We start from the raw sequence: 14,722 nt of genomic DNA, 5'->3' as shown, positions 1-14,722 counted from the left end.
CCCGATGATCCCAGGAGAAATTTTCCCCGCCGAGGGCGTGCTGGTCCAGAACGCAGGCCGCGAGGCGATCACCCTTTTGGTCGCCAACACCGGTGACCGCCCGGTGCAGGTGGGCAGCCATTATCATTTTGCAGAAGCCAACAGCGCGCTGGACTTCGACCGCGCCGCCGCCCGCGGCTATCGGCTCGACATCACCGCCGGCACCGCCGTGCGCTTTGAGCCGGGCCAGAAACGCGATGTGCAACTGATCCCGATCAGCGGCGCCCGCCGGGTGTTCGGCTTCAACCAAGACGTGATGGGAGACCTCTGATGCCCGTTGAAATCAACCGCGCCGATTATGCGGCGATGTTCGGCCCCACCACCGGCGACAAGCTGCGTCTGGCCGATACCGATCTGATCATCGAGGTCGAGCGCGACCTGACCACCTATGGCGAAGAGGTCAAGTTCGGCGGCGGCAAGGTCATCCGTGACGGCATGGGGCAGGCCCAGACCACCCGCGCCGAGGGGGCCGTTGACACGCTGATCACCAATGCGCTGATCGTCGATCACAGCGGCATCTACAAGGCCGACGTCGGGCTGAAGGACGGCGTGATCGCGAAGATCGGCAAGGCCGGCAACCCCGACACCCAGCCCGGCGTGGATATCATCGCCGGTCCGGGGACCGAGGTCATCGCCGGCGAGGGCCGCATCCTGACCGCCGGCGGCTTTGACAGCCACATCCATTTCATCTGCCCGCAGCAGATCGACGACGCGCTGCATTCGGGCCTGACCACCATGCTGGGCGGCGGCACCGGCCCGGCCCATGGCACGCTGGCCACCACCTGCACGCCGGGGCCCTGGCACATCGGGCGCATGCTGCAATCGGCCGATGCATTCGCCATGAACCTGGCCTTTGCGGGCAAGGGCAATGCCTCGCTGCCCGCCGCGCTGGAAGAACAGGTTCTGGGCGGGGCTTGCGCGCTGAAGCTGCACGAGGACTGGGGCACCACCCCCGGTGCCATTGACTGCTGCCTGACCGTGGCCGACGCCATGGATGTGCAGGTGATGATCCACACCGACACGCTGAACGAAAGCGGCTTTGTCGAGAACACCATCAAGGCGTTGAAGGGCCGCACCATCCACGCCTTCCACACCGAAGGCGCGGGCGGCGGCCATGCCCCCGACATCATCAAGATCTGCGGCGAGCAGCATGTGCTGCCGTCCTCGACCAACCCCACGCGCCCGTTCACGGTGAACACGCTGGAAGAGCATCTGGACATGCTCATGGTCTGCCACCACCTCGACAAGTCGATCCCCGAGGATGTGGCCTTTGCCGAAAGCCGCATCCGGCGCGAGACCATCGCGGCGGAAGACATCCTGCACGACATGGGGGCGTTTTCGATCATCGCCTCGGACAGCCAGGCCATGGGCCGCGTGGGCGAGGTGATCATCCGCACCTGGCAGACCGCCGACAAGATGAAGAAGCAGCGCGGGCGTCTGGCCGAGGAAACCGGCGAGAACGACAACATGCGGGTGCGCCGCTACGTGGCGAAATACACCATCAACCCGGCGATCGCCCATGGTCTGGGCCACGCCATCGGCTCGATCGAGGAAGGCAAGCGCGCCGACCTGGTGCTGTGGTCGCCCGCGTTTTTCGGGGTAAAGCCGGAAATGGTGCTGATCGGCGGCTCCATCGCCTGTGCGCAAATGGGCGATCCCAATGCCTCGATCCCGACGCCGCAGCCGGTCTATTCGCGCCCGATGTTCGGCGCCTATGGCCGGTCGGTCGAGAACTCGGCGGTGACCTTCGTGTCGGCGGCGGCGCAGGCGGATGGCCTTGGCGCGCGGCTCGGGCTGGCCAAACAGACCATGGCCGTGGAGAATACCCGCAATATCGGAAAATCGGACATGATCCTGAACGCCGCCACCCCGGTGGTCGAGGTCAATCCCGAAACCTATGAGGTTCGCGCCGATGGCGAGCTTTTAACCTGCGAACCGGCCAGCGAATTGCCCATGGCCCAACGCTATTTCATGTTCTGAGGCGCGCCATGACCTTTCCCGTCTGCCACGACATTCGCCGCAAGGGCCATTGGACCGATGCCTCGGCCCAGGTGGTGCTGAGCTATGAAGACCGCTTCCTGCGCCGCAAGATGCTGGAGGCCGGCAGCCTGAGCTTCCTCGTCGATCTGGCGCAGACCACCTCGCTGAACCAGGGCGACGCCTTCGCGCTGGACAGCGGCGCGCTGATCGAGGTCATTGCCGCGCCCGAGGCGCTGCTGGAGGTGAAGGGCGATCTGTTGCGGCTGGCCTGGCACATCGGCAACCGCCACATGCCCTGCCAGATCGAGGATGACCGGCTGTTGATCCAGCGCGACCATGTCATCACCGAGATGCTGCGCCTGCTGGGGGCCGAATTGCGCGAGGTGACCGAGCCCTTCACCCCCGAAGGCGGCGCCTATGGCCATGGCCGCACCCATTCCCATGCCCATTGATCAGGGCGTTTTGACGCTGACGCAATGGCTGTCGCCCGCCTATCCGGTGGGCGCCTTTGCCTACAGCTGCGGGCTGGAAGGCGCCGTGGATCTTGGGCAGGTCTCGGATGAGGCCAGCCTTGAGGCGTGGCTTCGGGACCTGCTGCACCACGGCGCGAGCCATGGTGACGCGCTGTTTCTGGCGGCGACCTATCGCGCCGACACGCCCGAGGCCGTGGCCGGGATAGATGCCACCGCCCGCGCCTTCGCCCCGTCGCGCGAACGCCTGCAGGAGGCCGATCACCTGGGCGCGGCCTTCGCCAAGATCACCGGCGCGGTCTGGGCGCAGGATCTGGACGGGCTGACCTATCCAGTGGCCGTGGGCCGCGCCGCCCGCCTGGCCGGACTGCCGCAGGATCTGACGGCGGCCATGTATCTGCAAGCGATGCTGAGCAACCTGCTGGCCGCCGCACAGCGCCTGATGCCGCTGGGCCAAAGCGCGGCGCAGGCCATGCTGCACCGGCTGACGCCCCTGTGCAGCGAGATTGCGGCGCAAACGGCACAGGGCGATCTGGACACCTTGTCCTCGACCAGCTTTCTGGCCGATATCGCCTCAATGCACCACGAAACCCAATACGCGAGGATCTTTCGCACATGAGCAGCCCCAACGGCCCGCTAAGGGTCGGCATCGGCGGTCCCGTGGGCGCCGGCAAGACCACCCTGACAGCTGCCCTCAGCGCGCGTCTGAAGGATGCCCATTCGCTGGCCGTCATCACCAATGACATCTACACCCGTGAAGATGCCGAAGCCCTGATGCGGATGCAGATCCTGCCTGAAAACCGGGTGATGGGGGTGGAAACCGGCGGCTGCCCGCATACGGCGATCCGCGAGGATGCCTCGATCAACCTGGCCGCCGTGGCCGAACTGTCGGCCCGCCACGCGGACCTTGAACTGGTGCTGATCGAATCCGGCGGCGACAACCTGTCGGCGACCTTCAGCCCGGAACTGGCCGACCTGACGATCTATGTCATCGACGTGGCGGCGGGCGAGGAAATCCCGCGCAAGGGCGGACCGGCCATCACCCGCTCGGACCTGCTGGTCATCAACAAGACCGATCTGGCGCCGCATGTGGGCGCCAATCTTGACGTGATGGACCGCGATGCCCGACGGATGCGCGGCGACCGTCCGTTCGTCTTTACAAACCTCAAGACCGGCGAAGGGCTGGAGGTGGTGGCCGATTTCATCCGCACCGCCGGCGGTCTCTGACCCCCACCCCAGCAATGGCGCGCCCATGAATACCACCCTCATGTATGCCGCCGTTTTCATCGGCGGCGCTGCCGGATCGCTCCTGCGCGAGGTTTTCGGGCTGGAGATCCCCGGTCTGCCGTTCCTGACGGCCACCTTCGGGATCAACGTCGCAGCCTCTCTGGTGCTGGGGTTTCTCTACGCCATCCGCCACCGGGTGCACGCCCATGTGCTGCACATGGGGGCGGTGGGCTTCTGCGGCGGGCTGTCCACCTTTTCCGCCTTCATGGCTGAAATCGCGCGGTTTGCCGAGGCCGGGAGCATTCACGTGCTGACCGCGCCCGCGCTGGAAATCGTCTTCGGCCTTGGCGCGGCGGTTCTGGGCGAGGCGGTGGGCCGGCATTTCTACGGCGGGGCACGGGCATGAGCGAGATCTACCTGCACGCGGCCTTTGCCCTGGGCGGCGGATTAGGCGCGGTGCTGCGCCATGCGGTGTCGCGCATGGTCACGCACGAGTTGCCGCTGGCAACCCTGATCGTCAACGTGCTGGGCAGCTTCCTGCTGGGGCTGTGGATCGCCTATCTGGGCGAACTGCCCGCCGTCGGCGAGGACCAGCGCCGGATGGTCTTTGGCTTCTGCGGCGGCTTCACCACCTTTTCCAGCTTCGCCTACCAGACCCTGAGCCTGCATCGCGAGCGCACGCTGATCCTGGCAGCCGGAAACATCCTGCTCAGCCTGCTGTTGTGCGGGATCGGCTTCTGGCTCGGGCTGGTGCTGGGCTAGACTTGTGCCGCTTCGCCGGTGGCCAGTGCCAGACCGTCGACCACGGCGGTGAAGGCCTCGCTGCGTTCCATCCGGGCCTGTGGGCAGACCGCCTGGGCTTCTTCCGTCACAAGACCCATCAGGCTGGAACCGCCCACCAGCACCACCGCGTCCACCTGCCCGGCGTCCACCCCGGCCTGAAACAGGGTCTGGCGCATGGCCGTCTGAAGATCGGCACGGTAGCCCTGCAAGGCGGCGTTCAGCGAGGCGGGGGACACCGGCGCGGCCAGCCCGCGTTCGATAACCCCCATGTCGATGCTGGCAGCCCGGTCCCCGGCATTGGCCGCGATCTTGCCGCGTTCCACCGCGAAGGCCAGATCATGGCCCAGGTGATCCTCGATCACCGATTGCAGCCGCGCCATGGGCACGGGATCGACCGCATGAGCGTGCATGTCCTTGACCAGTTTCAGCGTGTCGCGGGTGTAGAGGAAGGGGATCTTGGCCCAGGTCGCCAGATCGGAATAGATCGCGTTGGGCACCGGCAGCAGGCCTTCGCCAAACGTGCGCCGCAACTGGCCGCCATGGCCCAGCAGCGGCATGGCATGGGACATCGACACCGCGTGATCGAAATCGGTCCCGCCCAGCCGGATGCCGTGGCTGGCCAGGATCCGCACCCCTGTCCCGGTCACGCGGAACACCGAGAAATCCGAGGTGCCGCCGCCGATGTCGACGATCAGCCCGGTCTCGCCGTCACGCCCCTGCCCGTGGCTGGCCCGCGCGGCGGCCTCGGGTTCGAACAGGAATTCGACCGTCTCGAACCCTGCCGCATGCCAGCAGCCGCGCAGATCGGCCTCGGCCTGCGCATCGCGCGCCGGGTCGGCAGAGTGGAAATGCACGGGCCGCCCGGACAGCACACGGTCGAACACCTGCCCACATTCGGCCTCGGCCCGCGCCTTCAGCCGTGCCAGAAAGGCTGTGACGATATCGGCCAGGGTCTGCCGCCGCCCACCGACCAGCCGGGATTCGTGGAACAGCGCGGTGCCCAGGATGCTCTTCAGCGCCCGCATATAGCGCCCCTCGTCCCCGTCGATCAGGGCCGCGCCCGCCGCCCGCCCGATGCGCATGGCGCCGCCATCCGCCGGAAAGAACACCGCTGTTGGCAAGGTCTCGCCCCCCGCCTCGATCGCCAGACGGCGCGGGCGGCCGCCGTCAAGGATCGCGGCGGCGGTGTTCGAGGTTCCGAAATCGACGGCAAGCACGGGGGCGGCCATGGCGCATCTCCTGTCGCGGGGAAGGCGTGGCTGCTACCGCATCGGGCGGGGGAAAGGCAAGGGCGACGATCGACAGCGCTGACCCGGCGCATATTTCGCGCTAGGCTGGCATGGCAGACTGCAGGAGCCGCCATGACCCCCGACCAGAAGAAACAGGCCGTCATCGCCTTCTACGAGATGATGTTCAACGACAACCGCCCGCGCGAGGCCATCGCGCGCTATGCCGGGGCCGAGTACATCCAGCACAACCCGCATGTGGCCAGCGGCAAACAGGGGTTCATCGACTATTTCGATCGCATGGCCGCCGAGTACCCGGGCAAGCGCGTCGAGATAAAACGCGCCTTCTGCGACGGCGATCACGTCATCCTGCATTGCCACCAGATCTGGCCCGGCGGGCTGGAATACGCAGGCATCGACATTTTCCGGCTGGATGCACAAGGCAAGGTCGTCGAACACTGGGACGTGTTGCAGGAGATGCCCGCCCACAGCGCCCACGACAACGGCATGTTCTGACCGCGCCGGGGGCGTCCGGGCCTAGTAGGTGTTCTGGTAGCGGCCCCGGAAGCTTTCGAAAATATCCAGCGTGCGCTTGGCGATGCCGGTCCAGCCGAAGCTGCGCCGGGCAAAGCGGGCGCCCTCGACCGACAGCTTGTCCCGCAGCCACGGGTGCTGCATCGGCATGTTCAGCATGGCCGCGTATTCCTGCGGGCGGGTCGGATCGGCCACCAGCGCGTGACGGCCAAACTCCACCTGTTCGTGCAGGCCGCCACGGGTGGTCAGCACCGTGGGCGTGCCGCAGGACATGGCCTCGACCGCCGTCATGCCGAAGGGTTCATAGCGCGAGGGCAGCGCGAAGACCGCCGGTGCGCGATAGTAATCGGCCAGATCATCGTCCTCGATATAGCCGCGCCAGTCGATCAGGTCGGCCACCCCCATCTCGGCGGCCTGCTTCTTCCAGGTCTCCAGAAGCTTCTTGTCGTCGGCGGAATTGGCCCCTGCCGCCAGCACCAGCCGCGCGTCGGGTTGCATCTCTCTCAGATGGGGCAGCGCCTCGATGATCAGGTCATAACCCTTGTTGGTGGCAGCGCGGCCCACGACGTAGATGTCCTTGGCGCTCATCTTCAGACGCTTGCGGATGTCGGCCAGCTGGCCCGGCGTCACGGCGGTGAACCGATCCTCGTCGATGCCCGGCGGGATCATGGTCATATGCTCGCTGGGCAGGTCGTATTCATCCTCGATCAACTGCACCTGCTGTTCGCTGGTGGTGATGATGTGATCGCAGCTGCGGTAGAGGACGAATTCGCGCTGGATGCGTTCCTCGAACCGGTAATTCGCGGCCTTGCCCTCGCCCAACGACTTCATGTCCTTGGCCTTCCACCAGCCCAGCGAATGCGGCGTGTGGATGTGCGGGATCTGCAGTTCCTCGGCGATCTTCTGGCCCGAAACGCCGGCGTCCCAATAGTGGCTGTTGACCACGTCATAGTTCAGCCCGTGCTTTCGGATGGCGGCCAGGGCATTGGTGACAAAATCGCCGTACCAGTCGTGCATGTCCTCCTTGCGGATGAAGTCCTTGCCGCCGAAGGGAATGCGCCAGACGCGCAGGTTCTCGTTGATGCGATCCTCGGCGGGCTGATCCTCGAACTGCCGGGTCAGCACATCGACATTGTAGCCCAGGGTGGCAAACCGCTTGGCCAACTCCATCACGAAGACGACCTGCCCCCCGGTGTCGGGCTTGCCCAGCTCCGGCGACCCTGCCACGTAGCCGTGCAGGGAAATCATCATGATCGATCCGTTGTAGTTTCCAGCCATTTTCCTACCGTTCAATTGCGTTGTCTGCTCGGGTCACACCGTGTCGGGTATGGCGCCATAGCGTTTGAGACCTTCCAGCACGCCGCCCGCGTGGGGGGCGCTGGCATGGAAGAATGTACCGGGCGTCAGCGCCCGGAGAAGTTCCTGCCGGGCGTTGGCCACGGCGATGCCCTGCCCCACCGCCTGAAACATGGCCACGTCATTGCCGCTGTCGCCTGCGACGATCACCCGGTCGGGGTCGCAGCCAAGGGCCTGGGCCAGATGCAGGGTCGCAGCCCCTTTGCCCGCGCCCTCGGGCAGCACGTCGAAATCATCGCGGCCCGAGGCGATGATCTGGCAGGGCAACCCTTCCAGCGCTTCCTGGGCGGCGTCCTGTGCCGCGACCGGCACGGCGAAGCTGACCTTCAGCGGGGTCTGGAATTCGGGCGCGTGCGGGCGATGGCCCAGTCCGGCCAGGATCTCGAACACCCGAGCCTGCGGCCAGCCCTCGAACCGGGCCGACCAACTGGCCAGCGGCGCCCCCGCGACGGTGATCTCGGTGCCCATGGCGGTGATCGTGGCATCCGGGATCATGGACGAAGGAAACACCTCCGCCAAGGTTTGCCGCACGCTGGCCAACGGGCGGCTGGAGTTCACTGCGAATTTCACTCGGTCGCGATACGCCGCCAGAACCTGGCCCAGCCGTTCCAGCGCCGCGTCATCGCCGGTCAGCGTGTCGTCGATGTCGCTGATCAGGCACCAGGGCCGATCCATCTGTTCGGCCCCCTGGGTCATGCCGGCCCCGGCATGTCCAGACCCAAGGGCATGTCGCCGGTCCGCGTGGCGGTATAGACCGCCTCCTCTTCCGAGATCGGGCGGTCCAGCCAATCCATGGTGATCCGGTCCAGCTGGACGGTGGCGGATTCGGTGTAGAAGCCCACATGGCCCTCGCCGTAGGTGTCATCCACCACACATAGGGTGACCTGCCCGTTGATCGAGAACTCGATATAGGTGCCGTGGGCGACCACCTCGATGTCCAGCCCGTCGCCGGGTTCGTGCCACAGGAAGTTGCCGCCCTGAAGGGTTTCATACAGGAACGCGTGTTCGAACTCGGGCCGCGGATTGGCGCCCCAGCGGCGCAACTGGGCATAGCCCTTTTCCAGATCCAGCGAGAGGAAATAGCCGTCGCCCTCTTCCGACGCCCGCAGCACCAGCCCGCATTTGCCAGCCCCTTTCAGGCGCATCCGGGCGCGCAGGCGGAAATCCTGATGCTCGCCGGGGATGAGGAAGGCTTCGAACCCGCTGAGGCAGGATATCTGAACCCAATTATCCACGGGGGTGATCCGGGCGGCGGGGTTACCCAGCAGCGGTGTGAACTCGGCGGCGTTGGTCACTTCGAAGGGGTTCTTGACGATGGCGTCATACCCGCCGAAGGACTTCAGGATCAGCCGCCCGTCGCGCCCCGGCACAAGCTCCTTGGGCGGCGGCAGCAGGCGCGCCACGATTTCGCGACCATAGAGGATCTCGGTCCGCTGGAAGAAGTTGAAGATCAGGATGCGGTCGCCGACCTTGCAGATGCGGCCCGCGTAATTTCCTTCGGGCAGCAGCACGTTGTCGGTGAAATTCATGAACGGGCCGGCGATGTCGTCGGCGTACCAGTAGTGGATCTTGGTGTCCTCGCGGATCGAGCCGATCAGGTAGTACCGGTCGTTCAGGCGGAACAGGTTGGGCACTTCCACGTCGTCGTAGATGCCCGGCATATACAGCGGCGGGCCAAACTCGAACCGGTCAGGCGCGACCTCTCGCGCCATGCCCACGCAGCCGCGCCGCACCACCGGCCCCTGCTTGACCCGTGCCGAGGCCAGCAGCATCCGTTCGCCGGTTTCGGGATCATGGTAATAGAACGGGTCGCGGAAACTGACCCATTTGCGGCCCTCGTCGACCGTGGATTCGTACCAGTCGCCGGGGATTTCCAGCGGATAGCCTTCGCCTTCCTCGCAGCGGGTCCAGTTATACAGATCGTCGGATCGCGCCACTCCGACGCGCTGCACGCGCCCGAACTCGGACCGCGACAGGCCGGTGTAGAACATCCGCCAGCCGCCGGGCTTGGCCGGATCGGGCGAGACATGCATGGTCCACAGCATGTCGTCATCCCAACTGCCGGGATCGCCGACGAACAGCGCGTTCTTGACCCGCCGCCATGACATGCCGTCGCTGCTGACCGCATGGGCGATGAAGTCGTGATTGGGCAGGACGAGGTGGAAGAGATGATACAGCCCTTCATGATAAAGGACGTCCACATCTCCGATATCGGAACGAAGGAACCCGTGTGATGCGTACATGCCGCCAATATGGGCAGCGCCGGTCAGAGTCGCAACGCGATAGCCGGGTCAGGGGCACCGAGGGTGTTCTTGCCCCCGCTGCGCCTGATGTTTAATCGTTAATGCCTGCTTTTCAGGCAGTAAGGCATCCGTATCGCCCGGAGCCACGCTCACATTTTCAGCGCTTCCAGATCGTAGATACGGATTTCCCGGCGGGTGACGCTGAGCACGCCTTCATCGTTCAGCTTGTCCAGCGACTGGGTGACCCACTGCCGCGTGGCCCCGACCATGGTTGCCAATTGTTCATAGGTGATGGACCGGTCGATGATGGTGACGTCCTTTTCCTGCCGGCCATAGGTATCGGCAAGGATCACCAGAAGCTGGCGCAGACGTTCGGCCACCGACCGGGTGCCCAGCATCTGGATCAGCGCGGAATAGCATTTGCCCTTGGCGATCAGCCCGTCGATCACCGCCAGCGCCACCTCGGGAATCTCGGTCACCAGCGTGCGCAGGCTCATGCCCGACAGGAACAGAAGCTCGCAATCCTCCAGCGCGTCCGCCGACCAGACGTGGCGGCCCCGGCCAAAGACCTCGGGACCCCCGACGAAATGGCCCGGCGTCCAATAGGCCAGCGTGATCTCGCGCCCAGAAGGACCGGTGTAATAGGTGCGGATGCGACCGCTTTCGATCACCCAGACCCCGATATGCGGGTCGCCCTGAAAGAAGACGCCTTCGCCCTTCTTAACCGTTACCCGCGAACCCTGTCGACGCACCGCGCGGCGGCCGTCATCCCTGAGGCTGCCCAGAAACCCCGCGCCCTCGTTGATCTCCAGCAGGTATTCCGAGAGATACAGGGCGCCGGGGCCGTCGTCGTCATCCGTCATGAGGCTCTCGCGGTTGGGCGCCCAGCCAGGCGGCCAGCGTGTCGATCTCGGCCTCGGACAGCGCCATCATGGCGGCGGTCTTGGCGCGGGTGGAAACGGGACGAAGCCCGGCGCGGAAGTCCCGCATCTGCTTGGCAAGATAGGCGGGATGCTGGGCGGTCAGCAAGGGCACGCCGGTACGGCTGTCGTGACAACTGCCGCATTCGCCCAGAATGTACAGCAGCGCGCCTTCCTCCCCCTGCGGCGGCGGCGCTGGCGTGGGCGGGTCCTGCGTGGCGAACCAGTCGACAACCACGGGAATATCCGCGGCATCCAGTTCGGTCACCACCGCCACCATCTGGCCGCCGTCATTGCGGCGCTGACCCGACAGGAAGGCCAGGATCTGCGCTTCCAGATACACCGGATCCTGCCCCGCAAGCTTGGGAAACTTCGCGCGTCGGGAATCCCCGAACAGCCCGTGGCACAGGGCGCAAGCCTCATAGGCGTTTTCATAGTCGAGCACGCCGTCCGCTGTCACTGGCGCGGCCATCAGCATCAGCGCAAGGCTACATGCCCGCATGAAGCTTCTTCACCGGCGCCTGTACCGGAACTTCCTGCCCATCGGCGAAGATCAGGGTCAGATCAACCGTATCGCCTTCCGCTTTCGGGGTCTTGGGCATCATCAGCATGATGTGGAAACTGCCATGTTCCAGCGCCACCGCCTGCCCCGGTTCCAGCGTCAGTTGCTCGACCGCGCGCATCGTTGCGACACCATCCGTTTCGGCGCTTTCATGCAGATGCGCCATGCCATAGCCGGGGGCCGAAACCCCCACCAGATGACGCGGATCGGCGCCGGTGTTTTCCAGCACCATGAACGCGGCGTGCGCGCGGGCCGAAGGCGGGGCCAGCGGCACCCAGGCGTCGCGAACGGCAATCTCGCCGGCGCTTGCAACTGCAGGAAGGATCATGGACAGGGCGAGGACGGCGGATCTCATTGCAGGGCATCCCTTCGGTACTGGATTTGCAGGCGGGCCAGAAACTCGGCCGTCAGGCCGGCGTCGAACGGCGGTTGCAACTTGGCGCGCAGGGTCCCGTCAGGTGCGATGACGGACACCGCCGAGGTGTGCTGAACCTCGTAATAGCCGGTGTCATCGGGCGGCATCAGGCGATAGCTGCTGTCGGTGGCCTCGACCAGAAGGTCGATCTGGTCGCGCGCGCCGGTCACGCCGCGAAACTGGGGATGAAAGAACAGCGCGTAGTCGGTGACGGTGTCATGATCGCGCGCCGGATCGACCGACACGAACACCACCTTGGGCACATTGTCCGGGCGCACCCGCAGCGCGGTTTCGCTGATCGCGTGTTCCAGATTGCCCAGCGTGTAGGGGCACACATCGGGGCAGGAGTTGAACCCGAACATGATCAGCGTCCAGCGATCCTGCAGGTCGTCGTCAGTGAAAGTTGCGCCCAACTGATCCGACAGCACGAACTCCGGGATCGCAACGGCCTTTTCCAGCATCACGCCCTGCACCTGCGCGCCGGCGGGCGCGGCCAGTGCCAGTGCTGCGGCAACCACCCATGCCCTCATGCGTTCTGATCCTCGAAGGCGCGGCGGCTTTCGGCGCGGATGGTCTCCAGGCAGTGGCGCCGGGCCTCGATATAGGCCGGCAGGGCCGCCATGTCAGTGGTGCGCGGGCGTGGCAGGCCGACCTTGAAATCCTCGATGATGCGGCCCGGTGCGGCGCTCATGATCAGCACGCGGTCGGCCAGGAAGACCGCCTCGTCGACATCATGGGTGACGAACAGCACGGTGGTGCCGAACTTGCGCCAGATATCCAGCAGGCTTTCCTGCATCATCAGGCGGGTCTGGGCATCCAGCGCCCCGAAGGGTTCGTCCATCAGCAGCACCGACGGGTTGTTGGCCAGCGCCCTTGCGATGCCCACGCGCTGTTGCATGCCGCCGGACAGTTCCGCCGGGAAGCGGGTGCCGAACTTCTTCAGGCCAACCATTTCCAGAAAGCTGTCGGCAATCGCGTTGGCCTCGGCGCGGCTTTTGCCGGCCATGCGCGGGCCGAAGGCCACATTGTCATGCACGGTCTTCCACGGCAGCAGCGAATACTGCTGGAACACCATCCCCCGGTCCGGCCCCGGCTTTTCCACCACGATGCCGTCAACCATGACCCCGCCCGTGGACGGCGTGACATAGCCCGCCACGGCATTGAGCAGGGTCGATTTTCCGCATCCCGAGGGGCCAAGGATGCAGACGAATTCGCCGGGTTGAATGCGCAGGTTGGTGTGTTCGACCGCGTGATGCGCCTCGGGGCCCTGCCCGAAGGTGATGGACACGCCCGAGACATGGATTTCCCCCTTGCCGGTGGTGGGCACCGGTGCCGGGCCGCGGTTCAGTTTCAGGACATCAAGCATGTGTCGGTTCCCCGTGAAAATCGGTGTTGCGGGATTTGCGCCAGGCCAGGGCCAGCACGGCCAGCGCCAGCAGGCCAAAGCCCGAGATCGCCAGCACCGTGCCATAGGGTTCCAGCGCCAGCGAGGTCGAGACGCCCAGCCCCATCATCGCCAGCCCCACGACCCAGTTCGGGGTGGCGCAGCAGACCACCCAGCTCATGGTGGCATTGGTCAGCGCGACAAGGCCGACGCCAAGACCGGTGGCGACCCCGGCCCCGTTGCGCAATGTGCCGGGGCAACTGTCCTGCCGCAGCAATCGGCGGCACAGGCAGACCAGCGCGCCCACGGCGAACAGCAGCAGCAGCTTGGCCGGTACCACGTTCAGCGCCCAGACCGAGATGCCATTGCCCCAGCTGTAGTTCATCTGGCCGATCTCGATCAGCCATTCGCCGGCGATGATTGGCAGCATGTCGGACACCGAAGGCGTGCTGTCGATGATAGTCGCCACATTGCCGGGCCAGTCGTAGAACACCACGTAGTTCGGCACGGCCAGGAAGCGGATGCAGAGCGCGGCCAGCATCATCCCCTGGGTCAGCAGCGCAAAGCCGATGCCCCAGGCCAGCATCTGTTTCCAGCCGTCGCGCAGCTCGGATCGCAGGGTCGTCAGCATCCGCTCACCTCACCCGCTTTTGCCATTTCAGCAGCGGCTTGGTCATCTGCTTGATCGCCGCCGTGGACATGGTGCCGAGAAAGCCGATGACCAGCATCCCCACCACGATGTCCTGATAGTTGATCAGGCTGTAGGCATCCCAGGTGAAGTAGCCGATGCCGTATTGGCCTGAGATGATCTCTCCGGCCAGCAGCGAGAACCACGACACCCCCATGCCGATGGCCAGCCCGGCCGAGATCGACGGCAGCGCGGCAGGCAGCACCACATGGGCGAAGATCGCCAGCCGCGACGCGCCCAGACTTTGCGCGGCACGAACCAGAACCTCGGGCGTCTGTTCGACCCCGTGCAGGGTGTTCAGCACGATGGGAAACAGGGCGCCCAGAAAGGTGATGTAGATGATCGAGGATTCCTCGGTCGGCCACATCAGGATCGCCAGCGGGATCCAGGCAACCGCCGGGATCGGGCGCACGACCTCGATATAGGGCATGATGAACGACCGGGCGAAACGCGACCGGCCCATCACCAGCCCGATGCCGATGCCCAGCACCACCGCGATGGAATAGCTGATCAGGATCCGGCGCATCGAGACGCCGATATGCACATAGAAGATCTCGGTCCCCAGATGACCGAAAAAGGCGGTGAAGACCTTGGCCGGGGACGGCACGTTTGCGAAATTTATGAACCAGTTGAAGTTCGAGGCCGAGGCCCAGTGCCACAGCAGCAGCCCCAGCAGCAACGACAGGGCGCCGGTGACAATGGTGCGCAGCAGGTCCGGGTTCATCCGCCGCCGTTGCGGCTTGGCGGAGGGGGCTGGCCTGGCCGTCGCCGTGTCGGACGGCGGCTCTACCGCCGGGGTCGTCTCGGGCAAGTCATCGTCAAGAAGGTGCGCTGTCTGGGTCATCATTCGCTCGATTCCTGGTCTCCGGCAGGCCGGGAACGGCCTGCCGGTGGA

19 protein-coding genes are annotated in these 14,722 nt (G+C 65.5%); 8 read left to right on the top strand and 11 right to left on the bottom strand.

Features of this window, described 5'->3' with window-relative positions; all coding sequences use genetic code 11:
- The first annotated feature begins 4 nt into the window (after nt 1–4).
- From AB0T83_RS09120 to crcB, 7 genes are read left to right on the top strand one after another with little or no spacing between them, the layout of a single operon-like run.
- On the top strand, nt 5–310 hold the full coding sequence (locus tag AB0T83_RS09120) for an urease subunit beta (RefSeq protein WP_366192725.1): 306 nt from the start codon (nt 5–7) through the stop codon (nt 308–310).
- Nucleotides 310–2,019 (top strand): urease subunit alpha, encoded by a 1,710-nt coding sequence (gene ureC / locus AB0T83_RS09115; RefSeq protein ID WP_366192724.1) that lies wholly within the window; start codon nt 310–312, stop codon nt 2,017–2,019. Before AB0T83_RS09120 ends, ureC begins: the two co-directional genes overlap by 1 nt.
- 8 nt (nt 2,020–2,027) lie before the next feature.
- Nucleotides 2,028–2,471: an urease accessory protein UreE gene (locus tag AB0T83_RS09110; protein ID WP_366192723.1), complete on the top strand. Its 444-nt coding sequence runs from the start codon at nt 2,028–2,030 to the stop codon at nt 2,469–2,471.
- Nucleotides 2,461–3,108, top strand: coding sequence for an urease accessory protein UreF (locus AB0T83_RS09105; protein WP_366192722.1), 648 nt, complete (start codon nt 2,461–2,463; stop codon nt 3,106–3,108). Before AB0T83_RS09110 ends, AB0T83_RS09105 begins: the two co-directional genes overlap by 11 nt.
- Nucleotides 3,105–3,716: an urease accessory protein UreG gene (ureG, locus tag AB0T83_RS09100; RefSeq protein ID WP_366192721.1), complete on the top strand. Its 612-nt coding sequence runs from the start codon at nt 3,105–3,107 to the stop codon at nt 3,714–3,716. The genes AB0T83_RS09105 and ureG overlap by 4 nt, the downstream gene beginning before the upstream one ends.
- A gap of 25 nt (nt 3,717–3,741) precedes the next feature.
- Nucleotides 3,742–4,122 (top strand): fluoride efflux transporter FluC, encoded by a 381-nt coding sequence (locus AB0T83_RS09095; protein WP_366192720.1) that lies wholly within the window; start codon nt 3,742–3,744, stop codon nt 4,120–4,122.
- Nucleotides 4,119–4,478 carry a fluoride efflux transporter CrcB gene (gene crcB, locus AB0T83_RS09090; RefSeq protein ID WP_366192719.1) on the top strand — a complete coding sequence of 120 codons (360 nt, stop codon included), beginning with the start codon at nt 4,119–4,121 and terminating at the stop codon, nt 4,476–4,478. Before AB0T83_RS09095 ends, crcB begins: the two co-directional genes overlap by 4 nt.
- On the opposite strand, the gene AB0T83_RS09085 is transcribed toward crcB, so the two are convergent.
- The gene (locus AB0T83_RS09085) at nt 4,475–5,728 is read right to left on the bottom strand and encodes an Hsp70 family protein (protein ID WP_366192718.1); all 1,254 of its coding nucleotides are present in this window, start codon (nt 5,726–5,728) and stop codon (nt 4,475–4,477) included. The two genes, crcB and AB0T83_RS09085, sit on opposite strands and share 4 nt — an antisense overlap.
- Nucleotides 5,729–5,860: 132 nt before the next feature.
- Here AB0T83_RS09085 and AB0T83_RS09080 point away from each other — a divergent pair, with 132 nt between their 5' ends.
- A complete protein-coding gene (locus AB0T83_RS09080; protein ID WP_366192717.1) occupies nt 5,861–6,241 on the top strand; it encodes a nuclear transport factor 2 family protein in 381 nt (126 codons plus the stop codon).
- Between the two features lie 21 nt (nt 6,242–6,262).
- Here AB0T83_RS09080 and AB0T83_RS09075 read toward each other — a convergent pair whose 3' ends face one another.
- The 10 genes from AB0T83_RS09075 to AB0T83_RS09030 form a co-directional block, all read right to left on the bottom strand.
- Nucleotides 6,263–7,537: a glycosyltransferase gene (locus tag AB0T83_RS09075; RefSeq protein ID WP_366192716.1), complete on the bottom strand. Its 1,275-nt coding sequence runs from the start codon at nt 7,535–7,537 to the stop codon at nt 6,263–6,265.
- A 33-nt stretch (nt 7,538–7,570) separates the two neighbouring features.
- Entirely contained in the window at nt 7,571–8,311 is a 741-nt protein-coding gene (locus AB0T83_RS09070; RefSeq protein WP_366192715.1) for an HAD-IIB family hydrolase, read from the bottom strand.
- Nucleotides 8,308–9,816 carry a glycoside hydrolase family protein gene (locus AB0T83_RS09065; RefSeq protein WP_366192714.1) on the bottom strand — a complete coding sequence of 503 codons (1,509 nt, stop codon included), beginning with the start codon at nt 9,814–9,816 and terminating at the stop codon, nt 8,308–8,310. Before AB0T83_RS09065 ends, AB0T83_RS09070 begins: the two co-directional genes overlap by 4 nt.
- 191 nt (nt 9,817–10,007) lie before the next feature.
- A complete protein-coding gene (locus tag AB0T83_RS09060) occupies nt 10,008–10,721 on the bottom strand; it encodes a Crp/Fnr family transcriptional regulator (protein WP_366192713.1) in 714 nt (237 codons plus the stop codon).
- The gene (locus tag AB0T83_RS09055) at nt 10,711–11,280 is read right to left on the bottom strand and encodes a c-type cytochrome (RefSeq protein WP_366192712.1); all 570 of its coding nucleotides are present in this window, start codon (nt 11,278–11,280) and stop codon (nt 10,711–10,713) included. Before AB0T83_RS09055 ends, AB0T83_RS09060 begins: the two co-directional genes overlap by 11 nt.
- A complete protein-coding gene (locus AB0T83_RS09050) occupies nt 11,267–11,695 on the bottom strand; it encodes a copper chaperone PCu(A)C (RefSeq protein WP_366192711.1) in 429 nt (142 codons plus the stop codon). The genes AB0T83_RS09055 and AB0T83_RS09050 overlap by 14 nt, the downstream gene beginning before the upstream one ends.
- Nucleotides 11,692–12,285 (bottom strand): SCO family protein, encoded by a 594-nt coding sequence (locus tag AB0T83_RS09045; protein WP_366192710.1) that lies wholly within the window; start codon nt 12,283–12,285, stop codon nt 11,692–11,694. The genes AB0T83_RS09050 and AB0T83_RS09045 overlap by 4 nt, the downstream gene beginning before the upstream one ends.
- The gene (locus AB0T83_RS09040; RefSeq protein WP_366192709.1) at nt 12,282–13,121 is read right to left on the bottom strand and encodes an ABC transporter ATP-binding protein; all 840 of its coding nucleotides are present in this window, start codon (nt 13,119–13,121) and stop codon (nt 12,282–12,284) included. Before AB0T83_RS09040 ends, AB0T83_RS09045 begins: the two co-directional genes overlap by 4 nt.
- Complete coding sequence (locus AB0T83_RS09035; protein ID WP_366192708.1) at nt 13,114–13,770, bottom strand: hypothetical protein; 657 nt, start codon at nt 13,768–13,770, stop codon at nt 13,114–13,116. Before AB0T83_RS09035 ends, AB0T83_RS09040 begins: the two co-directional genes overlap by 8 nt.
- A gap of 4 nt (nt 13,771–13,774) precedes the next feature.
- Nucleotides 13,775–14,674 (bottom strand): ABC transporter permease, encoded by a 900-nt coding sequence (locus AB0T83_RS09030; RefSeq protein WP_366192707.1) that lies wholly within the window; start codon nt 14,672–14,674, stop codon nt 13,775–13,777.
- Nucleotides 14,675–14,722: the final 48 nt, after the last annotated feature.

It is taken from the genome of Meridianimarinicoccus marinus (genome assembly GCF_040689105.1).
Taxonomy (GTDB): Bacteria; Pseudomonadota; Alphaproteobacteria; order Rhodobacterales; family Rhodobacteraceae; genus Meridianimarinicoccus; species Meridianimarinicoccus marinus.
This window is presented reverse-complemented; position numbering and strand designations above follow the sequence as displayed.